Annotated in this window: 18 protein-coding genes; 8 read left to right on the forward strand and 10 right to left on the reverse strand. The window is 36.9% G+C overall.

Annotated features, from left to right (window positions below; genetic code table 11):
• Positions 1-211 precede the first annotated feature (211 nt).
• Positions 212-1972: a YbaL family putative K(+) efflux transporter gene (gene ybaL, locus M997_RS14825; protein ID WP_064720885.1), complete on the forward strand. Its 1761-nt coding sequence runs from the start codon at positions 212-214 to the stop codon at positions 1970-1972.
• Between the two features lie 96 nt (positions 1973-2068).
• On the opposite strand, the gene M997_RS14830 is transcribed toward ybaL, so the two are convergent.
• From M997_RS14830 to htpG, 6 genes are all read right to left on the reverse strand, one after another.
• Positions 2069-3091, reverse strand: coding sequence for a DUF481 domain-containing protein (locus M997_RS14830; RefSeq protein WP_064720886.1), 1023 nt, complete (start codon positions 3089-3091; stop codon positions 2069-2071).
• Positions 3092-3226: 135 nt separating this feature from the next.
• Entirely contained in the window at positions 3227-4537 is a 1311-nt protein-coding gene (locus M997_RS14835) for an inosine/guanosine kinase (protein WP_064720887.1), read from the reverse strand.
• Between the two features lie 103 nt (positions 4538-4640).
• Positions 4641-5759, reverse strand: coding sequence for an LPS O-antigen length regulator Wzz(fepE) (gene wzz(fepE), locus M997_RS14840; protein ID WP_064720888.1), 1119 nt, complete (start codon positions 5757-5759; stop codon positions 4641-4643).
• Between the two features lie 163 nt (positions 5760-5922).
• On the reverse strand, positions 5923-6891 hold the full coding sequence (gene hemH, locus M997_RS14845; RefSeq protein WP_064720889.1) for a ferrochelatase: 969 nt from the start codon (positions 6889-6891) through the stop codon (positions 5923-5925).
• 170 nt (positions 6892-7061) lie between these two features.
• Positions 7062-7706: an adenylate kinase gene (gene adk, locus M997_RS14850; protein WP_064720890.1), complete on the reverse strand. Its 645-nt coding sequence runs from the start codon at positions 7704-7706 to the stop codon at positions 7062-7064.
• Positions 7707-7887: 181 nt separating this feature from the next.
• On the reverse strand, positions 7888-9765 hold the full coding sequence (htpG, locus tag M997_RS14855; RefSeq protein ID WP_192876384.1) for a molecular chaperone HtpG: 1878 nt from the start codon (positions 9763-9765) through the stop codon (positions 7888-7890).
• Positions 9766-9967: 202 nt separating this feature from the next.
• Here htpG and M997_RS14860 point away from each other — a divergent pair, with 202 nt between their 5' ends.
• On the forward strand, positions 9968-11020 hold the full coding sequence (locus M997_RS14860; RefSeq protein ID WP_064720892.1) for an ABC transporter substrate-binding protein: 1053 nt from the start codon (positions 9968-9970) through the stop codon (positions 11018-11020).
• Positions 11021-11031: 11 nt separating this feature from the next.
• The gene (locus M997_RS14865; RefSeq protein ID WP_064720893.1) at positions 11032-11814 is read left to right on the forward strand and encodes a substrate-binding domain-containing protein; all 783 of its coding nucleotides are present in this window, start codon (positions 11032-11034) and stop codon (positions 11812-11814) included.
• Here M997_RS14865 and purT read toward each other — a convergent pair.
• The 3 genes from purT to M997_RS14880 form a co-directional block, all read right to left on the reverse strand.
• Entirely contained in the window at positions 11811-12998 is a 1188-nt protein-coding gene (gene purT / locus M997_RS14870; protein ID WP_064720894.1) for a formate-dependent phosphoribosylglycinamide formyltransferase, read from the reverse strand. The genes M997_RS14865 and purT overlap by 4 nt on opposite strands.
• Before the next feature lie 104 nt (positions 12999-13102).
• Entirely contained in the window at positions 13103-14014 is a 912-nt protein-coding gene (gene rarD / locus M997_RS14875; protein WP_064720895.1) for an EamA family transporter RarD, read from the reverse strand.
• Positions 14015-14251: 237 nt separating this feature from the next.
• Entirely contained in the window at positions 14252-15199 is a 948-nt protein-coding gene (locus M997_RS14880; protein ID WP_064720896.1) for an aminoimidazole riboside kinase, read from the reverse strand.
• A gap of 259 nt (positions 15200-15458) precedes the next feature.
• Here M997_RS14880 and M997_RS14885 point away from each other — a divergent pair, with 259 nt between their 5' ends.
• Entirely contained in the window at positions 15459-16928 is a 1470-nt protein-coding gene (locus tag M997_RS14885; RefSeq protein ID WP_064720897.1) for a glycoside hydrolase family 32 protein, read from the forward strand.
• Between the two features lie 48 nt (positions 16929-16976).
• Here M997_RS14885 and M997_RS14890 read toward each other — a convergent pair whose 3' ends face one another.
• On the reverse strand, positions 16977-17972 hold the full coding sequence (locus M997_RS14890) for a LacI family DNA-binding transcriptional regulator (RefSeq protein ID WP_064720898.1): 996 nt from the start codon (positions 17970-17972) through the stop codon (positions 16977-16979).
• Positions 17973-18435: 463 nt separating this feature from the next.
• Between M997_RS14890 and M997_RS14895 the strand changes: the two genes are divergently transcribed.
• From M997_RS14895 to M997_RS14910, 4 genes are all read left to right on the forward strand, one after another.
• Positions 18436-19047: a response regulator transcription factor gene (locus tag M997_RS14895; protein ID WP_064720899.1), complete on the forward strand. Its 612-nt coding sequence runs from the start codon at positions 18436-18438 to the stop codon at positions 19045-19047.
• A gap of 966 nt (positions 19048-20013) precedes the next feature.
• Positions 20014-20679, forward strand: a complete 666-nt coding sequence (locus M997_RS14900; protein ID WP_064720900.1) for a CDP-alcohol phosphatidyltransferase family protein — start codon at positions 20014-20016, stop codon at positions 20677-20679.
• Positions 20679-21416 (forward strand): lysophospholipid acyltransferase family protein, encoded by a 738-nt coding sequence (locus tag M997_RS14905; RefSeq protein ID WP_064720901.1) that lies wholly within the window; start codon positions 20679-20681, stop codon positions 21414-21416. Before M997_RS14900 ends, M997_RS14905 begins: the two co-directional genes overlap by 1 nt.
• Positions 21403-22338 carry a phosphatidate cytidylyltransferase gene (locus M997_RS14910; protein ID WP_064720902.1) on the forward strand — a complete coding sequence of 312 codons (936 nt, stop codon included), beginning with the start codon at positions 21403-21405 and terminating at the stop codon, positions 22336-22338. Before M997_RS14905 ends, M997_RS14910 begins: the two co-directional genes overlap by 14 nt.
• The last annotated feature ends 60 nt before the right edge of the window (positions 22339-22398 follow it).

Genomic DNA, 22398 nt, shown 5'->3' on the forward strand with positions numbered 1-22398 from the left:
TAAAGTCGCGACAGGGATAAACTAGCCTTAAACAAGACGACTTATTAAAATAACATAAAAACACGCATTTGCGTCAGAAAAATCAATCAACTTGCTATTTTTATAAATAATCAATAATTTTTAGCGAATTTATTGCATAAATACGTTAAACTATTCACCTGCTGTACCACTTGCCCCCCTAAATATAGTTTTATAAAAAGAAGGAGAATTGATGCCGCATTCAACACCCCTTATTACCACCATTGTTGGTGGATTAGCACTTGCTTATATTTTAGGCATGATTGCTCAACGGCTAAAAATCTCACCTTTAGTAGGATATCTTGCTGCGGGTGTACTCGCTGGCCCATTTACTCCAGGCTTTGTTGCTGATACCTCTCTTGCTCCTGAACTCGCCGAAATTGGCGTTATTCTCTTAATGTTTGGCGTTGGTTTACACTTCTCATTAAAAGATCTTATGGCAGTAAAAGCCATTGCGATCCCCGGTGCTATTGCACAAATTGCCGTCGCGACATTATTAGGATTGGGATTATCAGCATTTTTTGGCTGGGGTCTATTCAGTGGCATTGTATTTGGTTTGTGTCTTTCAACTGCAAGTACCGTGGTACTTTTACGTGCACTTGAAGAACGAGGGTTAATCGATAGCCAGCGTGGGCAAATAGCAATAGGCTGGTTAATTGTTGAAGATTTAGCTATGGTTTTGGCGCTTGTTCTACTACCTGCGGCTGCCAATATGATAGAGAGCAACGATCAAACTAGCGTTTCACAATTAATGATTAATTTAGGTATCACGATAGGTAAAGTTGTCGCCTTTATATTAATCATGATGGTTGTAGGACGTAAGCTGATCCCTTGGATTTTAGCAAAAACGGCCGCCACGGGTTCGCGTGAACTATTTACCCTTTGTGTATTAGCTCTGGCTTTAGGTATCGCTTATGCGGCAGTAACGCTATTTGATGCCTCATTTGCCTTAGGCGCATTCTTTGCGGGAATGGTACTTAATGAGTCAGACTTAAGTCATCGAGCAGCACAAGACACCCTACCGTTACGTGATGCTTTTGCCGTATTGTTCTTTGTTTCTGTCGGTATGCTTTTTGATCCAATGGTATTAATTGAGCATCCATTAGGTATTTTGGCGACACTCGCCATCATTATTATAGGTAAATCTGCCGCTGCTTTAGTCTTAGTGCGAATGTTTGGTCATTCTCGGCGAACCGCATTAACGATATCAGCAAGCCTAGCTCAAATAGGTGAGTTTGCTTTTATTCTTGCAGGTCTTGGTGTTGCGCTCAATGTATTAGAACCTGATGCGAGAAACCTTGTTCTTGCTGGTGCATTAGTTTCTATTATGCTAAACCCTGTTCTATTCACTTTATTGGATCGTTATTTAGCGAAAACCGAAACGAAAGAAGAAATGGAACAACAGCAACAAGAAGAGTTAGAAGAGGAAATGCCAGTTCCTGTTGATATTTGTGGTCATGCCATTATTGTTGGTTATGGCCGAGCAGGAAGCATGTTGTCAGAAAAACTCTTAGCTCAATCAATCCCATTAGTGATTATTGAAAATAGCCGTAATAAATTTGCTGAATTAAAAGAGAAAGCATTCAATACAGTGCTTGGTAATGCCTCGACTAAAGATTCTCTTGCATTAGCACGCATCGATTGCGCAAAATCGCTTTTACTCACAATTCCTAATGGATATGAAGCTGCTGATATCGCAGAAACAGCAAGAAGTATGAACCCTGATTTAAATATCATTGTTCGTGCTCACTTTGACGATATTATTGTTCGAGCTAACTACGACGAAGAGGCCTCTTTTATTCTCGAAAAAGGCGCAAATCACGTAATTATTGATGAAGACCAGACTGCAACCGCGATGGCTGAAATGCTCATTAAAGAAGTTGAATTTGGTTGTGCTATTGATGATACACCTGAAAATGGTCAACAAATTATTGCGCCAAGTGCTGGGCAATAATACAACCTTATTACTAAGATAACGAAAAAAGCAACGCCTAATTTATTTGAGGTGTTGCTTTTTTATTATTTATAGCAATGAAATAAGCCGCTTTTATTACCAGCGATAACCGACACCAAAAGTATAATTGGTATTACTCGAATCCGCTCTCTCACCTTTGATCTTCTCTTTCACGATATTTGCATTAAGATTAATGCTCTCCGTGAGGTTATACATAAGACCAATTTTAGCGTTTAGATCAAGACTCACATCATTATCAAAACTACGACCAATACGCCCTTTAGTATAAGCAGTTACTTTTTTAGCAAAAAGATATTGGTTATAATCCCAACCTAATGCACCTTGGAGATAATTAGCATTACCATCATGGCGATATTTTAAGTTTTGGTAACTTAATAAGGTGGTAAAAGATAATGAGCTTAATTCATCATTCCATACTTGCCAACCAGGACCTGTACCAACACCCGTTTTTTCTTTAATATCTTCAACCCAATCATGTTGATAACTTACATAACCACGCCAGAAAAAATAAGGGTTAATAAAACGGTCAAGATCATAGCCTAAATTATAGTAATAAGTACTAACATTACTATCATCTTTATTACGTAACATCGCACCTGTAAGATTTTGGCGCCATACATCATTAGCAATATTGATATTTCCATCTATCGAATATTTTTCATTGGTAGAAGAACCTTTATTATAAGCGGCTCCAGCATTCAAACTTCCTGTTATTTTATTCTCTCTTGATAATTCACTTAATTTGTTATCTATCTTACTTTTACTTAAGACGAGAGAGCTAGTGAGTGGCACACTTTCTTTATTCTTATCTGTTATTAATGTAATTTCTCCATCAGATGAACGCTCAATTGAATTTATTGATGTCCATTTTGAAAACGTTTCATTTTTAATCAGAGATGGCGTATTGACGGTGAAAGATTTAACATCATCAAGGCTAATTCTTATTTCTCCAGCATAATCTGTTTTAACAAGAATTTTATTACTATCAATAATAGAAATAGCACCAGATATTTGATCGCCATTCTTTAAATAAATATTATCAGCACATGCTCCAGCAGAAAACAAAGCTAAAAATAAAACAACCGTACTCTTGTGCATCTATATTCCCCTTTATTAAGTCTTTATAACTGTAGTCAGTGATATAAAAATACACAAGATAACCAACCAATAGATTTGATTAATTATTCTTGTGTATTTTTGGTATCATCAATAAAGGAAATATTGAAATAACGCTTAGCGTTCCCAGTATGCTTCTTCTAAACTATCTTCTTTTTCAGGCAAACCACGCGTTAAACGTGGTGAGTGCTGACTTAATACTTGATAGCTCACTCTATTAGCATATTTACACACTTGTGCTAATGAAGAGTAAGTTAGATAAGCTCGTGGATGCTTGCTTGAATTAGGCACATTCACCCGATGATAGCTATTCGCTGTAATATCATGTAATAACGCCGATAATGCCGCATCTCCTGCACCATTGGTATTCATAATTTTTTCAGGGCCACCCATATAAGGTTCGATATGAGAATAAACCTTTTCTGGCGCCTCACAGTCTTTACGACGCATAGCACGGCTAAATTCATAACGATTAAATTCAGCTATCGCACCTGGTAACAATGGATGAGTGGTTAGACGTTTAAAATCATGCTCAGTATAACCGCCCATATAAAGTCCAGCTGGACCTGCTGTACAAAGCACTAAATCAACCCACTCTAATGCTACATCTGAAGCCAATAATGGGTCAGCATGCCCTGTTAATTCAAAAGCCTCATCTTCATTCATTGCTACAACAGATACATGTTCTTTTAAGAAATCACGCCACCATTGAGGATCGTCAGCAATGACATATTTAGTCCCTAAGGTTAATACCACAGGAACATCGTATTTTTTTGCATATTCGATGGCCTTCATGGTTGCTAAAGGCATTGGTTCACCCGGTTTACAACGAACTAAATAAGCCGTTAAAACCAACGCTGAAGCTTCTGCAATAACGTCTTCAGGAATACTTTCTGGTTTTAACTGATTCATTTGGCCTGGGCTAATCGCAAAAGTACGTTCACCATTTTCAGTGATCAACGTGAAACAGCGCCCAATAGCACCATCAACACCTTGCAAATAGTTAAGATCAGTACGGCTTGAAGTGTTACATAAATAACGATAAGCATAGCTACCAATTTGAATATTATTACACATCGTACCCAACAACACAGAGCGGTCGTCGGCAAGTACAGAATAGTTATGTAACGTATTTCCTATTGTTCCACCAGCAAATTCGTGGGTGATTAAATTTTTGTCAGTTAATTCACGATAAAGCGCTTCCGCGATATCGTCTTCGATAACAAGAGAGTGTCCCTGACTCAAGTTATAACGATGGATAAACTCTTCATCGACTTTGGCTTCAATATCAACCAAGGTTTGGTCAATACCAACAATGTAAGCGCGTGACGATTCGCTATCAGCCATATTAATGATCGGTTGTAATAAAGGATCACGTAAACTAACGGGAAAATAGTGTTTGGATTTTCGTTTGCCAGGGAATTTCATTGTGAACGATGCTACACAGCTAAAAAAGATGCGCAATGTTAACACAATATTATTGTAGAGACAGTAGGTGTACGTCAGTACACCTACTTATTTGAGGATATTTTTATGCTGTTTTGCGACGACTTCTTACCATATAACCCAATAAAACAGCCATAACAGAAAGGATAAAACCGACAAATGCAGCACCGACTAAAATCAGCGCACGTTTAGGAGCATCTTTTTTAGTTGGTTCATAAGGCTTCATCATATATTTAAAAGGTACAAATTGAAGTTCATCTAATTTTACCTTTTCTAATTGCTGAATATTATATAAACGGTTTTTCAGTTCAGCGCTTATTGTTGTTGGATCTTTAATTGACTCAGTGATGGTTAATTTACTGCTCAGTGCATCAGAACCCATAGCAATAGAGTAATCTGGATCATCTTTAATTTGCGCACCTTCACTTGAAATTGGCTTTTTAACTCCAGCAGCGTTAGCAATTTCTAGCGCATATTTTAAACGTTGAACCGTGATATTACGCGCATTAGCAATACGTTCTAGATCCATTTCATATGCTTTTTGTGCAAAACTTAATTTACGCTCAATTTGGTCATCAATTTCGTCTTTTACTTCAATTCTTACTTGAGTAGAAATAAAGCGGATATAACCTGAAAGCAAATCATAAGCTGCATCGGAAGTTGGCGCAGTAAAACTTAAATTAATTTCACCACTGAACTCATCATCTTTATCTTTACCATCAGACGCTTTTAATGAAATGTCTTTTGTTACGATATCTTCGATTAAGCGACGCTGATCCAATGGTGTTGGATTTTCAATTTTAGCTAATAATTTTTTATAATAATCAGTACTTACTAAAAACTCTTCACGTAATACACGGGAGTTATAGTTATTGATAAATTTTTGGTAAACAGAAGACGCATTTACGCCAGTATCCACATCAACCAAACTCAGTTCAGTCAGCGTGTTTGTTAACTGTTTCATTTCATTTAGCATTGGTTTAGTAATTGCTGCCTGACTGGTCCACTTTTGTGGCAGAAAGCTGGCAACCGTAAAACCAACGATAGCAAATAATAGAGTTACACCAATAATGACGAATTTTGATTTATATAAAACAGAAAATAGTTCAAAAAGATCGATTTCATCATTCTGCTTTAGATAGAAATCGTCGAAATGCCCTTTATCTATTTCTGAAGATTGTGGTTTTGAAAGCTTACTATTCATTTTCCTGCCTAAATTTATGTAATGCAGTGTCCGTTTATCAGCAATTCTAGTGATTATAGCTAAAATGCTTAAAAAAAGAGAAAAGATAAGTTTATATATAACTGAATTATGATCAAATGAATATATCATCTAATCCGATAATTTTATTTACAGAACTCATTGATTATTTTTTGCATATCCCACGAATTATAGCTTCTAGCAGGTCTATATGCGCTGAATTATCATTAAGTGCAGGGATATATTCATACTGTTTCCCGCCACCGTGAATAAAGAACTCTCTGTTCTGTTCATTAATTTCTTCTAATGTTTCTAAACAATCAGAAGAAAAACCTGGGCAAACCACCTGAACATGTTCAACGCCTTCACTACCTAATTTTTCCATTGTTTTATCGGTATAAGGTGATAACCATGGCTCACGACCAAAACGAGATTGAAACGTCAGCATTACTTTTTCAGCAGGATAATCTAACTGTGCTTTTAGTTTTTCTGTAGTTAAACAACACTCATCATAATAAATATCTCCCGTTTTAATAAAACGCTCTGGAATACCATGAAAAGAGAGCACTAAGCGATCTGGTTTACCATGTTGCTTAAAACTATTTTCAATTGAGCTCACTAATGCGTTGATATAAAGCGGATGATCAGCATAACTACGAATAAAATGTAACGATGGGATGGTTCTCATTGTTTTAAAAATATGACTCACACCATCAAATACCGCAGCCGACGTAGAACAAGAATATTGTGGATAAAGCGGTAATAGAATAATTTTTTCAACACCTTGCTGCAATAAGTTAGTCACTCCCTCATTGAGGGATGGATTGCCATAACACATCCCCAATTCAACAGGAATATTAGGCAGTCGCTGCGCTAAAGCACGTTGTTGAGCACGGCTATAAACTAAAAGAGGAGACCCTTCACTCATCCACACTTGTTGATACAGTTTTGCAACTTTAGGAGAGCGGAAAGGTAAAATCACACCATGTAATATTGGTTTCCAAATCCAAGGAGAGGTATCGACAACACGAGGATCGCTAAGAAATTGAGCTAAATAACGTCGAACAGCAGCGGTTGTCGGTGCATCAGGCGTGCCGAGATTAACCAAAAGAACACCATACTTAGCATCATTCATACTATGACTCCTTAGAGTTATTTTTATCAGGATAACCAAAGAGTAGAAGCATAAAGGAAAATAATGCATTTCGCTTGTCAATTTATTGGATCGATCACTCAGTCTTTCTTTTCTGGTCTTAAAATAAAAAAAATCCCGGATTAACCGGGATTAATATAGGCACGACAGAATTAACCGAGGATATTTTTCAGCTCAGCATTAATTTCGCTGACTTTTTGAGTACCATCGATTTTGTAGTATTTCGCTTTGCTTGCTTTAGCTTCATTTTGATAATAAGAAACTAAAGGTGCTGTTTGAGTATGATATTCAACTAGACGTTTACGAACCGTTTCTTCCTGATCGTCTTTACGTGTAGTTAATTCTTCACCCGTAACATCATCGCGGTTTTCTACTTTAGGTGGATTGAACTTGATATGATAAACACGGCCTGATGGCGCATGAACACGGCGTCCAATAATACGATCAACGATAATTTCATCAGGAACAGCAAACTCCAAAACGAAATCAACATCAATACCCGCTTCTTTCATTGCATCAGCTTGTGGAATTGTTCTTGGGAACCCATCCAACAAGAAACCATTACGGCAATCGTCTTGTTTGATGCGCTCTTTTACTAACGCTATGACTAATTCATCGGTCACTAACTGACCATTATCCATCAGTTCTTTTGCTTTCAGTCCTAATTCCGTACCTGCGCTAACCGCAGCACGTAACATATCACCAGTAGAAATCTGTGGGATACCATAGTTTTCTTTAATGAATTGAGCCTGAGTGCCTTTACCAGCGCCTGGAGCGCCTAGCAGAATGATACGCATCGCGTAAATCCCCTTGCATTTAATTTTTTATATTTAAACTCGAAAACGCATTACCATACCATTTTGTGAGGTCATCGCTCAAGAAATCACGGTAGCGATTGCATTTTATTTTTATCGTAAAGGAAAAAAACCACGTTCTCTTGAAGAGAAACGTGGTTTAAATGTTTGAAAACGAAAACAGTTACGCTTTTTGGACTAACAGTTGGTTTACCAAGCGAATAAACTGGTTTGGATCCTCTAATGAGCCACGTTCAGCGAACAATGCCTGATCTAACAGTAAATTTACCCAATCAGAAAATAGTGCTTCATCGGTTAATTCAGCTGTTTGTTTCACTAATGGGTGATTTGGATTGAGCTCAAAGTTGTATTTTACTTCAGGTACATCTTGCCCTGCGGCTGCAAAGAGTTTTGCCATTTGTGTGGTCATTTCATCAGCACTTGTTGTCACAATGGCAGGTGTATCGGTTAAACGATGCGTTAATTTAACCTCTTTTACTCTATCGCCCAGCAATGTTTTAATTCGCTCAACAAACGGCGCTAATTGTTTATCTGTTTCTTCTTGTTCTGCTTGTTTTTCTTCATCAGCAAGTTTATCTAATGACTCATCGGCCTTGCTAACAGATTGGAATGTTTTACCATCAAACTCAGTAAGATAGTTCATCATCCATTCATCAATACGGTCTGATAACAGAAGAACTTCAATACCTTTTTTACGAAATAGCTCTAAATGAGGACTATTTTTCGCCGCTGCATAGCTATCAGCCGTGATGTAATAGATTTTATCTTGTCCTTCAACCATACGACTTACGTAGTCTGCTAATGAAACGGTTTGAGCATTACTATCATTATGAGTTGAAGCAAAACGTAATAATTTAGCAATCGTTTCGATATTAGATGAATCTTCTGCTGGGCCTTCTTTTAATACTAAGCCAAACTCGTTCCAGAATGATTGATACTCTTCTGGGTTATTGTCTGCGAGTTTCTGCAGCATTTGTAATGCACGTTTAGTTAATGCGCTACGTAAATTACGCGTTACTGAGCTATCTTGTAATATTTCACGCGAAACGTTCAGTGGTAAATCATTGGAATCCACTAGCCCACGAATAAAACGCAGGTAATTAGGCATAAACTGTTCAGCTTCATCCATAATAAAGACGCGCTGTACATACAATTTTAAACCGTGGCGGTGATCACGATTCCATAAATCCCAAGGTGCTTTAGAAGGTACATATAACAGGCTGGTGTACTCTTGTTTACCTTCAACACGGTTATGAGCCCAACTTAGCGGATCAGCAAAGTCATGAGAAATATGTTTATAAAACTCTTTATATTCATCATCACTGACTTCAGCTTTATTACGTGTCCATAATGCTTGTGCTTTATTAATTTTTTCCCAAGTTACAGTGCCGTCTTCTTCATTTTTAGTTTCAATTTCAACGGGCAGAGAAATATGATCAGAATATTTGCTAATAATACTGCGCAAACGCCAATCATCTAAATATTCATCTTCACCTTCACGTAAATGAAGAGTAATTTCAGTACCACGATCTGCTTTTTCAATATCTGCAACCGTGTAGTCGCCTTCGCCAGCAGACTCCCAGAAAACGCCTTTATCCGCAGGCTCGCCTGCTGCACGTGTACGAACGGTCACTTTATCTGCAACAATAAATGCAGAATAGAAACCCACACCAAACTGACCAATCAGTTGGCTATCTTTAGCTTGATCTTGACCAATAGATTCTAAGAATGATTTAGTGCCTGATTTTGCAATAGTACCTAAATTATCAATGACTTCATCGCGAGTCATCCCGATACCATTATCACTGATAGTCAGTGTGCGTTTTTCTTTATCTGTAGCGATACGAACATGGAGTTCACCCTCATTTTCATATAACGCAGCGTCGGATAATGCACGAAAACGCAGTTTATCAGCGGCATCCGATGCGTTCGAAATCAGTTCGCGAAGGAAAATTTCTTTATTGGAGTAAAGAGAATGGATCATTAATTGCAGAAGTTGCTTAACTTCAGATTGAAATCCTCTTGTTTCTTGACCTTTCATACTCATTTTTACCTCAATTGTCCTAATTTGGCGAAAAAATCGATATGACTAAAAGGTGGGGATACTTAAGTAAGTTTCAAGGGATAAATAAAAAATTAAGCTGATAAAAACCATTAATCACGTTAGCTGGATTAAAAATTGAGCTGAAATAATACTTGCTGTATATTTTAATATACAACGATATTAACTCAGGTTTATTATTATGAAATCGCTATTGCATCATTGTTTATTGGGTCTTGGTTTATTTTCTCTTACTACTCTCTCTTATGCTGAGAGGCAAATTATGGATCAAATTGGCCGAACAGTCACAATTCCTGATAATGTTGAAAGAACTGTTGTTTTACAACATCAAACGCTTAATTTATTAATTCAGCTTGATGCTAGTGATAAAATCATAGGTGTAATGTCTAATTGGAAACAACAACTTGGCGATGGCTATATAAAACTAGCGCCATCGTTAGAAAATACGCCAAAGGTAGGTGATCTCACCAGTTTTGATGCTGAAAGCTTAGTCAAATTACAACCTCAAGTTGTTTTTGTTACCAACTATGCTCCTAAAGAGATGATCGAAAAAATCTCTAATCTTGGTATTCCTGTTGTCGCGATTTCGTTACGCAAAGAAGCTAATGATGATAAATCAAACCTTAACCCTACCTTGCTAAATGAAGAGCAAGCCTATAACGAAGGTTTGAAAGAAGGCATTTTGCTGATTGGTGATATTGTCAATAAATCAGACAATGCTAACGCACTTATTGCCGCGACTTTTGATCAACGCCAGCAAGTTAGTCAGCGCTTACAAGATATTCCCAAAGAGCAACGCGTTCGTGCTTATATGGCAAACCCAGATTTAACAACCTATGGCTCAGGAAAATATACCGGATTAATGATGGAACATGCTGGTGCACTAAATGTCGCTGCGTCTAGTGTAAAAGGCTATAAACAAGTTGCTTTAGAACAAGTTATTGCATGGGATCCAGAGGTTATTTTTATTCAAGATCGCTATCCACAAGTTATAGATGAAATTAAACAAGATACTCGTTGGCAGGTTATTAGTGCAGTAAAAAATAATCGTATTTATTTGATGCCAGAATACGCGAAAGCCTGGGGCTACCCTATGCCAGAAGCAATGGCAATTGGCGAATTATGGATGGCAAAAAAGCTTTACCCCGAAAAATTTAACGATATTGATATGCAAAAAGCAGCAAATGATTGGTATCAAAAATTCTATCGCACTCAATATCAAGGCGCAGAATAAGGTGTAGATCAATGGGACTTTCACTATTTGCAGCGGGTAGCCTACGGGCTACTTTGCCAGCCTTTATCGAACAATATCACCAAAAAACAGGAGAAGAGTGGACACTTACATTTGGCCCTGCGGGCTTATTACGTCAACGTATTGAGCAAGGTGAAATTTGTCATCTGTTTTTATCTGCTGATGAAAATAATACTCAACAACTAATCCAAAAAGGGATAGCACTGCAATATGCGCCATTTATTGGCAATCAGCTATGCATTACAGCTCATCGCGATTGTGTTAGTGAACATGATACTTGGCTCTCATTACTTGCAAATCCAGCACTTAAACTGGGTACATCCACACCAAAATCAGACCCTTCTGGCGACTATTGCTGGCAACTTTTTGAAAAAATCGAACAGACTAATCCGAGTTTAGGTAAACAATTAAAACAGCGTGCCATACCATTAGTTGGGGGTAAGCATTCACTTACTATTCCAGTCGGAAAAATGGCTGCACATTATTTAATTACCACACAACAAGCCGATCTTTTTATTGGTTATCAACATTATCAACACATATTAAGCCAATTTCCTGAATTAATGGTGTTTACTATACCTAATCCTTTTAACGTAATGGCTCATTATTGTGCTGCATTAATTGATGCTCAAGCCTATGGCTTATATCAAGAGATACTCTCCCCTTATGCCAAACACTATTTTGTTGATGTGGGTTTCTTACCGCTAACTGAACCTATATCGTCAATGAATAGCGGCAAAAAAGAGAACATAGTTATCAACAACCAATGCGTTTAATCAATAGCATCATTTACGGAAATGGCTTGAGCCCCTGCTTTGGCCTCATCAAGAGCATGTTTAATAGTATCAGCATGAGCTAATACAACGCCTAAGCGGCGGCTACCCGCGATTTCAGGCTTTGCAAAGAGGCGAATTTGTCGGTTAGTTTTCAATGCTTTTTCAATACCCGAATAAACCAAATTAGTACTCTCTAATGTAGGTAAAATAACGGCAGAAGCGCAGCAACCTAACTGGCGGATCCCGCCTATCGGATAACCTAAAAAAGCACGAACATGCAATGCAAATTCTGAAAGATCTTGTGAAATCAGCGTCACTAATCCAGTGTCATGTGGGCGAGGTGAAACTTCATTAAAGAAAACTTCATCACCTTGAACAAATAATTCGACACCAAATAAACCATAACCACCTAAATTCTCAATGACTTGACTAGCAATATGATGCGCTTTAGCTAAAGCGATATCACTCATCTTTTGCGGTTGCCATGATTCACGGTAATCACCTTTTTCTTGACGATGACCAATAGGAGAACAAAAATGAATCCCATCAATAGCGCGAATAGTTAACAACGTTATTTCAAAATCAAATGGGATCATCTTCTCGACAATCACTCTACCTTTGCCAGACCGCCCGCCTTCTTGCGAATAAGCCCATGCTTGTGTTAAGTCATCTTCATTGCGTATCATGCTTTGCCCTTTTCCTGAAGAGCTCATTACTGGTTTGATAATACAAGGGAAGCCAATCTCAATAGCGGCAGCTCTAAATGCAGGTTCATCATCAACAAATTGATAGTTTGATGTAGGTAAATGCAGCGTTTCCGAGGCTAAACGGCGTATTCCCTCTCTATCCATCGTTAATTTAACAGCACGTGCACAAGGTACCACTTTTTGTCCTTGTTGCTCCAACTCCACCAGTAAAGAGGTCGCAATGGCTTCAATCTCAGGCACAATAAAATCAGGATTTTCTTGTTCAATAACCTGTTTTAATGCCTTGCTATCAAGCATATTAACGACATAATGACGATGAGCAACATGCATTGCGGGTGCATTTGGATAGCGATCTACCGCAATGACTTCAATACCTAAACGTTGGCACTCTATAGCAACTTCTTTACCTAGTTCACCCGCGCCTAATAGCATTACTTTTGTTGCACTTGCACAAAGAGCCGTACCCAGCACTGTCATTTTTCATCCTCAATTCAATAAGAACCATTACACGCAAACGTTTGCTTCTGCATAGCATAACGGATTTTATTTGATAGAAAAATAGCGATATCACAAAAAAAGAATTATAAACTTTGGCTACGTTTGCCTTTTGAAATTTTTAATGAATTAAGTCGTCGGCGAATAAGCGCGACAATGCAGCACAATAATCCGAGCCAAATCAGTGAAAAACTCACACCTTTCACTTCATCAAACGCTTCATGAAATAAAAATACCGCTAATAAAAACTGAATAGTGGGTTCTATATATTGTGCTAAACCTATAACGGTTAATGTCGTGCGCTTGATTGCAGCAGTGAAGAATAATAACGGCAAAATAGTCACAGGTGCCGTTAAAATATAATAAAAACGAGTCAGATTATCAGCAGAAGAAAGTGCACTTTCATTTCGAGAAAATAACCAGATGGTGACACCTATAGCTAATGGTATTAACCATAAGGTTTCAATAAATAGCGATGTAATAATATCAAAGCGAATAAACTTTCTAATCAACCCATAAACCGCAAAAGCACCGCCCATTATAATAGCCAATACGGGTAATTCGCCATACATCCACAATTGATAACCGACACCCGCACAGATCAGAACAACCGCACTTTTTTCTGCTGAATTCAATTTTTCTTTAAGGAAAACCACACCTAATAAAATAGAAAATAAGGGATTAATAAAATAACCCAAACTGGCTTCTAAAACTTGTTGATGAGTTAAGGCATATGTGAATGTACACCACGATACAGCCATCGCTAATGAGCTAAATAAACACATAAAAATGGAGCGTTTATCTTGAAAAACAGCTTGCCAACGGGTTCTATTTTTTATAAATAAACGAACAAGCAGTAATAAAGGAATCGACCAAATAAGACGTTGAGCCAACATCTCTAATGGTTGGGCTCCGGGTAAAAGCCGATAAAAAAGAGGGGTTATTCCCCACAGAATATAAGAAAAGATGGCTAATACCGCGCCCGACTGAGCCCACATTTAGCATTCCCTTATAAAAAGTAAATAGAGCTAATTATTATACGCCCAAAACCAGAGAAACAATATGATCCAGTACGTTGATTAATGGTTTAACAAATCAACACCATATGAAAAAATAAAAAAAAATCTCCATTAATACTTTTGCGAGAAAATATTAATGAAGATCAATATAACTAAAAACCGTAAATAGAAAACTACAGTAAAGAACTACGACCAGAAAATAGGTGAAATTATCTTTTAAAAAATATCGCGCACATGTAACGGTGGCTGCTTACTAATAAAATCACGCAATACTTTACGACTAGGAGCCGCTGCAATAGCGCCTTTTTGCGTTGTTGCTAATGCGCCACAAGCGGCTGCTTGTGTTACAATTTTTGATAAATATTGCTCATCTTCAGCAAAACCATATTCAGCAACCGCGGCCAATAAACCAGACATAAACGCATCGCCAGCACCCGTTGTATCAACACAATCAACCGTAAAAGCGCTTAACGCAACTTGTGTATTCGGTGTAAGAACCAAACATCCTTTTGAGCCTTGGGTAATCACTTTTAAACGCGCAGGGTATTCTTCTAATTTTTTTAACGCATTATTGAGGGTAATTTCTTGCGTCATCCAAGTGAGTTCATCTTCAGATAATTTCAACACATCCACTTTATGTGCATAATTATCAATAATCTCGCGCATCTCTTCATGATCTAGCCACATCTGAGGACGCAAATTAATATCAAAACTCAGTAGTGACTCGCTTTGTTTAACTTGTTGTATTGCGCTATCGAGCGTGGTTCGACAAATAGGATTCACCAATGCCAATGAGCAAAAATGCAAAATATCTTTTTCAAATACTGGCAATGATTTATCAGTTAAAAATTGGTCGGCAGATTCTGCAACTAAAAACGTAAAATCACGCTCACCATTCTCTTGCAAAGACACTAGAACCGTACTGGTTCGATGGAGTTCATCAAATTCCATTGCACTAGTATCAACACCAAGATCAAACAGTGTTTTTTGCATAAAGTGGCCAAAGGCATCTTCACCAACACGCCCAATAAAGCCACTTTGTTGACCTAATTTTGCCACTCCAGCAGCTACATTTACTGGTGCTCCCCCTGCACATGCTTCATATTGCATGTTCTGTAGTGGGATTAAGTCAACAACAGCATCACCTAAAGACCAGACTTTCATAATCTCTCCTGAAGATAAGCAATTATTTTTATTCACTATATTCTGTTTTGATTAGTGTTGATAACTAAAAAATGAAGATATTACTCGTAAATCAATACTGATAACGTTAACATAATAATGTAAGATGATAAAGTAAATCTGCTGTTCCTCCATTTTTTAATATTAAATGTTATCGTTAACATAACAAAATAAAAGCGATAATTTTTACTAGCGCATAACCAAAATAACCTCTGATGCTTAGTAAGATAAGGATAATGATATGAAACAACGTTTAGAACAATCACACGCGGCTTTAAAAACCTTAATTGAAAAACGAGGCAATGATTTTTATCCCTCGTTCCATTTAGCGCCTCCCGCTGGTTGGTTAAATGATCCTAATGGGCTTATTTATCACGATGGTTTATATCATGCATTTTATCAACATCACCCATTTTCCGAACATTGGGGGCCAATGCATTGGGGTCATGCCACAAGTAACGATATGATCCATTGGCAACATCAACCTATTGCACTTGCACCTGGAGATGATTATGACAAAAGTGGCTGTTTTTCTGGCTCTGCAATTAGTCATGAAGGAAAACTCTATCTTTTTTATACCGGCCACAACTGGCTAGGTGAAGAAGGCGATGATAGCCAAATTTATGAAGCTCAATGTGTTGCTGTTAGTGAAGATGGTATTCATTTTGAGAAAAAAGGCATCGTTTTGCCGCCACCTGAAGGCTATATGCATTTTCGCGATCCTAAAGTGTGGTATCAAGCAGGCAAATGGTGGATGGTTGTAGGTGCTCGTGATGAGAAAGATCAAGGGCAAGTCCTCCTTTTTTCCAGCGAAACGCTGTTTGAAGAAGGTCATCAATGGAATACGCAATACACCGTTTTAGGTAAAACTGATGATAAAAACGTTTATATGTGGGAATGTCCTGATTTTTTCCCTATCAGTAATGAAAATGATTTTGCATTGGTTTTTTCGCCTCAAGGAAAACACGCTGAAGGCTATCAATTTCGTAACCAATTTCAGACAGGTTCTTTAATTGGTAAATGGTCACCAGAAAAGACTTTTGATTTACGAGGTGGTTTTCTTGAACTTGATAATGGGCATGACTATTATGCACCACAATCATTTCAAACGCCGGATGGTCGTCGTGTATCTATGGGTTGGATGGATATGTGGAACTCGCCAATGCCATCAAAAAATGAGTTTTGGGCAGGCTGTTTTACTCTACCTCGTGAAATTATTTTCGATAAACGCCAAAATCGCTTACGTATGCTCCCAGTAAAAGAGCTAGAAAGCTTACGTGGCGAAAAAAACACAATTCAGCCAATTAACCTGATAAATCAATCAATTAAATTGATGGATAATGCTCAATCTGTTGAATTAGATCTCACATGGTCGTTAGACAGCCAAGCAGAAAAATTTGGCCTTTGGCTAGGAAAAGGATTAGAGGTATTTATTGATAAACAATCTAATCGATTAATTATCAATCGTCACTATCCACAATATGACATTAGCGGTTATCGAAGCGCACCCTTACCTGCAGGTAGTGAAATAAACTTACGTATTTTCATTGACCGATCATCTATTGAAATCTTTGTAAACCAAGGGGATCTAACCTTTAGTAGCCGATATTATGCTGATCATAATGATCGTCAATTACAACTATTTGCAACCAGTGGAAGTGCTCAACTTATTTCAGGGGAGTATTGGCCGCTAAATAGCATCAATAAATAAATTAACTTTTAAGATGCGCTCATAATATAACGACAAAACGTGAGTCCCTTAAAGGGATTCACGTTCGACTAAATGACAAGGCAGCTGAATGGTATCGCGATGTTTGCGTGCCTGAATAATATGAAGAGTCGCTTCTTTACCTAAATCATAATGAGGTAACTGTACTGTTGTTAAAGGGGGATAAAACAACTCTCCAGTACCAATCATATTATCGAATCCCAACACCGCAACTTGCTCAGGAATTTGTAATCCCATAGAGAGCAGCACTTGGTAAGCCAAAAAGGCAATACGGTCATTACCACAAATTAAGACATCAAAATCTGCTTTTTGGTATGAGCAATGTTTTTTTAATATCTCGATAATATCTCGATAATGCTCATCACCATACAACATTGTATATTGGCGCAATGACGATAACGGTAATCCGGCATCGTGCCAAGCATCTTCAACGGCTTTACGGCGAATTGGGCCTGCGACAGATTCTTCAGGAATATAAAAACACAATGGATTACGATAGCCTTTTTCGATAATTTTTTTTATCGCAAAATACTGTCCATGGTAATCATCGGGAATATATGTAGGAAAAGCCTGTTCTAGATCTAAACAGTTTGCCAGCACTAAATTTTTATCTCGCAACTTTTCGTGAACAGAGATTTCTCTTAGTCCCATTGTTGTATAGATAATGCCATCGGGTCTTTGTGCTAATAATTGCCATATAGCGCGTTCATAACAATCTTGAGCTGTCAAATTGACCACAAACGAGCTCCAACCAAATTCTCGTGCGGTTTGCTCTATAGACAAAATCATTTCAACAGAAAATGGTGTTGTCGCGGTATCAATAGCAAGCACACCAATAGATGACACTTTGGTACCTTGGCCTCGAATTTTTCGAGCAGAATAATCTGGAACATAGTTTAGTTCATCGATAGCGCTTTGAACTTGTTTTAATGTTTCAGGTTTTAATAACTCAGGGTTATTAATCGCTCTAGAGACTGTCATCAAAGAAACGGATGCGAGTCGTGCGACATCTTTCAGTGAGGCCATAATATTGGCTCGATAGGTTTATGAATAGAGTTAACTAAATAATTGGCCTATTTTACAATAAGTAAAGAGCAAGATCTACCAGCTCAATGATATTGTAACTAAATATTTCAATTAATTTGAACATCAAAAAACAATTAGCCATATTATTCTTTACGCACTAATTGGGTTTAATATAGTTAAAAACACTTACGTTAAAAAACTTAGTTACAATTAATAATAGTTATCTGCATTCTCATTATAGAAATAAAATAATCTTATCTATAAAATAGAAATATTGAAACAAAACAAAGTTCTGATATTTTATCTATAATATAATATAGAAGTATTAATCATTTTTAATTTTAAATGTTCTAAATATGGCTCCGTTACGTGAATGTCACCCTACACAAAAAACTTATAAATTAGTCAGATTTAGTTACTCATTCACTCTTAGTTAAGAGCAGAATAAAACCAGGAGCAACATATGGAATCAATAATCCACTTAATCACTTTTGAAGATGACAGTACAAAAGTTCAACTTAAAGCTGTACTTTCTTCATTAGCTGCTAATGTGAAAACTTATTCAACAGAACAAGCATTTTTAAAATATTATTTTTCATCAACCAAAGGAGCACATAAAGAATGCATCATTATTAACACTAAAAATAGTGCATCTCCATCAATTGCACTGATTAGAGAGCTAAATAAACTGAAAAACATCATCCCTGTTATTATTATTTCTGGGGATAATGCCATTGAAAGTTGTCGTAGTGCATTTAAATCAGGTGCTTTTGAATATTTAACTAGACCATTGAATGTTAATGAGCTTCTTAATATTGTCTCTGAAGCGTTCCTTCATTATGAAAGTGAAGTAGAACAATTTAGAACATATATATCTTTAAAAGATAAATTTGGTAAGTTATCGAATAGAGAAAAAGAGGTTATGGAAATGATCTTAGACGGAAATACCAGTAAAGAAGCGGCAGAAAAACTTTCTCTTTCTCCTCGAACAGTAGAAGTTCACCGCTCAAATATGTATACAAAGCTAAAAATAAGATCCCTACCACAATTAGTTCAAGAGTATGATTTTTTTTAGAAAATATGACTTAAGAACCAATTAATCATTCAGGATTTTTATTTATAAATAGGTTTTTAATTATCCTCTGAGATAACATTGCGGCCTGTTTAAACTTCATTAATTTCTATTAATGAGGGTAGCCTGTACTTATAAAAACATTCTATTTTTGATGATTAAAACCGAATATGGGAATAATTCATACACTAGGATCCATTCTAAAATAGAAGGGAAGGCAATCTTATTTTGATGCCTCCCCTTCATTAATATTCGTTTAATTTCAAATTACAACAATCGTATATTAAATTTTCACAATCGCTATTATTAATAACCGAGAATAAATTTTTCTTAATAATGACAATATAAGATTAGATAAAGTATTTATTTTGATACAACTCATTACTTCATTTTTAATAAACATAATCCTCCTCATTCTCATTCCTTTATTTATTTTTCTTATTTCACGAAGAAAAATATTAGTGATTAAAAAAGAATACAAATGAAATTGCAATCTCTTTTTTATGCTATAATGAAGCATGCTTATGTACACCTACGCCTCTTAAACAATAGATTATTATCAGAAAAATCCAATTTAGATTATTTATTTTTTATTATTGACATAATATAAAAAAGGAAAATAATAACTATTTTTCTTTATATTGGTTTCTATTTTAGAAATTCATTCTCTTTATACTTTAATTTTTGTAATACAAATCTAATCAACTATACTTAATTGGTAGGCACAAAAAGACTATCTCTTTAAGAGTAACACCTATAAGTAAAACACCTTAATTTGAGATAAGTACTAACACCTACAAAATTAACTATTCATTATTAATAAGTTTTTTACTCTTAATTTGATGACTACGATTAAATCTCATTTAGTATCATAAAAATATTAGATAAACTTATACGTTTATTCTTATTCTATTATGACTCTAATAGAATTATCCTAGTCACTTCCATAATATCCTTTTACAGATAACAATGAACAATCAAGATAAGAATCGCCGCCCTATTAAAGCAAGACAAACTTACTGGGCAACCACTTGTAGTCGCTGGCTACAAAAAAAAGGTGCAACCCCCAATGGCATCTCACTGTTTAGTATTCTCTTCGCTGCACTCGCAGGTATTGCACTATTCTTCGCCTTCTCAGACACTCACTACGTCATTCGTGCAAGTTTGTTTATCATCGGTGCTTTAATGATCCAAGGCCGGCTTATATGTAACCTCTTAGATGGCATGGTTGCCGTTGAAGGTGGCATGAAAAGCCCTGTTGGTGCCGTTTATAATGAATTGCCAGACAGAATAGCAGACACGCTAATTATTATTGGTGTAGGTTATGGTTTATCATCCCATTTTCCCATAGCTATTACATTAGGTTGGATTGCTGCGTTCTTTTCGGTTATGACCGCTTATGTTCGTGTGTTAGGTGGAAGTTGTGGATTAGAACAACGTTTTACAGGTCCGATGGCAAAGCAACATAGAATGGCGTTACTGACTTTTATTGCTATCATTGCCGCATTTATGCCCATTATTTGGGGAGCATGGTTATTTCTTATTGCATTATCGATAATTATCTTTGGTGCTGCATTAACCACAATTTTCAGAACCCGTCGGATATTACGGGATTTATCACAAGGTGCTGATTAATGAAAAATGGCAGGCTTTCTTTCGATGCAAAAATTGTTTCATCTATTCTTGTTTCTATTTGTCGTTTTTTAACAGGAATACGGGCTAAACAAACCTCCCCTATTGCCGATAATACGCCTTGTATTTATTACGCCAATCATTCTAGCCATCTTGATGGTCTGGTTATTTGGTCTTGTCTAGCTCCAGATATTCGTCCTTATGTTCACCCTGTTGCTGCCGAAGACTATTGGAATAAAAACCGCCTGCGCCGTTATTTATCACGACGAATTTTTAGGGCTGTACTGATCCCTCGTCATGCAACAAAAATGGCCTTTTCTGAATATCCCCCTGAAAGTCAGGGACAAGTCGAATTAACAAAAGAATCATCAACTAATAATGACCTGTCAGCACCCACTCAAAATAAGGTCAATGCACTCGAGTTAATGCAAAAAATATTAGACAAAGGTGAGTCTTTGATTATTTTTCCGGAAGGAACACGGGGCAATGGTGAATCTATTCAAGATTTTAAAGCGGGTCTATGGCATTTATCTCGTAAAAATCCGAATGTACAACTTGTGCCCATCTACCTTGAAAATCTAAATCGTGTGTTACCTAAAGGCTCTCGTTTAGTCGTACCGGTTATTTGTAGTGCTCTCTTTGGAGCACCTATTGAATCAACAACCGAAGAAGAGAGTAAGCAAGAATTTTTGATCAGAGCCAAAATTGCACTAGAGGAGTTACACAATGGAACGTATTAGTAATGAAGTATTATGGATTTTTATTGGGCTCTTCTCTTTCTTAATTATCGCGAGTATTACAGGTGCTATTCTTGCGGCAATTAAAGGCAAAACCTCCACTATTGCTAATCTTAATTCGCGGATAAACGCATGGTGGGTTATGTGTATAATTGCCGCTGTTGCTATTGGAATTGGCCAAATTGGTTCTGTTGTACTTTTCACTTTAATATCTTGGCTCGCATTACGTGAACTAATTACTCTAACACCTACACATCGTGGTGATCACGAAGCCCTTTTCTGGTGTTTCTTCGTTATTCTTCCTATTCAATATATTTTAGTTGGTGTGCAATGGTATAACCTGATGGCTATTTTTATTCCGGTTTATGCATTTTTACTTATTCCAACACGTATGGCACTTTCTGGAGATACCAACCACTTTTTAGAGCGCATGGCAAAAGTACAATGGAGTGTAATGATTGCTATTTACTGCTTAAGTTATGCCCCTGCCCTATTAATGTTACCAATAGAAGGTTTTGAAGGCCGTAATATTAATTTATTACTCTTTTTGATGATCGTGGTTCAGGTTTCTGATGTACTGCAATACGTCTTTGGTAAACTCTTTGGCAAACATCCTATCGTGCCAAAATTAAGTCCAAATAAAACTGTAGAAGGCTTTTTCGGTGGCATTATTTCGGCAAGCTTAATTGGTATGATGCTCTGGTGGGCTACGCCATTCTCATGGTGGGCGGCATTTTTACTTTCACTGGTTATTACGCTTGCGGGTTTTGCGGGTGGATTATGTATGTCAGCAATTAAAAGAGACAGTGGTGTAAAAGACTTTGGCACAATGATAGAAGGTCATGGCGGTATGATGGACAGAATGGATTCACTCTGTTTTGCAGCCCCCATTTTCTTTCATGTTATTCGCTATTTCTACGTGTAGTTTATATAACGTTTCTTACTATTGATTAAAAAGCAGTACTCATTATCTCATCAATGGGGA

This window comes from Proteus hauseri ATCC 700826, assembly GCF_001654965.1.
Taxonomy (GTDB): Bacteria; Pseudomonadota; Gammaproteobacteria; order Enterobacterales; family Enterobacteriaceae; genus Proteus; species Proteus hauseri.

Coding starts and splice junctions, on each gene's coding strand:
- ybaL (WP_064720885.1), top strand. CDS start 212: ATGCCGCATTCAACACCCCTTATTACCACCATTGTTGGTGGATTAGCA.
- M997_RS14830 (WP_064720886.1), bottom strand. CDS start 3,091: ATGCACAAGAGTACGGTTGTTTTATTTTTAGCTTTGTTTTCTGCTGGA.
- M997_RS14835 (WP_064720887.1), bottom strand. CDS start 4,537: ATGAAATTCCCTGGCAAACGAAAATCCAAACACTATTTTCCCGTTAGT.
- hemH (WP_064720889.1), bottom strand. CDS start 6,891: ATGAATGATGCTAAGTATGGTGTTCTTTTGGTTAATCTCGGCACGCCT.
- adk (WP_064720890.1), bottom strand. CDS start 7,706: ATGCGTATCATTCTGCTAGGCGCTCCAGGCGCTGGTAAAGGCACTCAG.
- htpG (WP_192876384.1), bottom strand. CDS start 9,765: ATGAAAGGTCAAGAAACAAGAGGATTTCAATCTGAAGTTAAGCAACTT.
- M997_RS14860 (WP_064720892.1), top strand. CDS start 9,968: ATGAAATCGCTATTGCATCATTGTTTATTGGGTCTTGGTTTATTTTCT.
- M997_RS14865 (WP_064720893.1), top strand. CDS start 11,032: ATGGGACTTTCACTATTTGCAGCGGGTAGCCTACGGGCTACTTTGCCA.
- purT (WP_064720894.1), bottom strand. CDS start 12,998: ATGACAGTGCTGGGTACGGCTCTTTGTGCAAGTGCAACAAAAGTAATG.
- rarD (WP_064720895.1), bottom strand. CDS start 14,014: ATGTGGGCTCAGTCGGGCGCGGTATTAGCCATCTTTTCTTATATTCTG.
- M997_RS14880 (WP_064720896.1), bottom strand. CDS start 15,199: ATGAAAGTCTGGTCTTTAGGTGATGCTGTTGTTGACTTAATCCCACTA.
- M997_RS14885 (WP_064720897.1), top strand. CDS start 15,459: ATGAAACAACGTTTAGAACAATCACACGCGGCTTTAAAAACCTTAATT.
- M997_RS14890 (WP_064720898.1), bottom strand. CDS start 17,972: ATGGCCTCACTGAAAGATGTCGCACGACTCGCATCCGTTTCTTTGATG.
- M997_RS14895 (WP_064720899.1), top strand. CDS start 18,436: ATGGAATCAATAATCCACTTAATCACTTTTGAAGATGACAGTACAAAA.
- M997_RS14900 (WP_064720900.1), top strand. CDS start 20,014: ATGAACAATCAAGATAAGAATCGCCGCCCTATTAAAGCAAGACAAACT.
- M997_RS14905 (WP_064720901.1), top strand. CDS start 20,679: ATGAAAAATGGCAGGCTTTCTTTCGATGCAAAAATTGTTTCATCTATT.
- M997_RS14910 (WP_064720902.1), top strand. CDS start 21,403: ATGGAACGTATTAGTAATGAAGTATTATGGATTTTTATTGGGCTCTTC.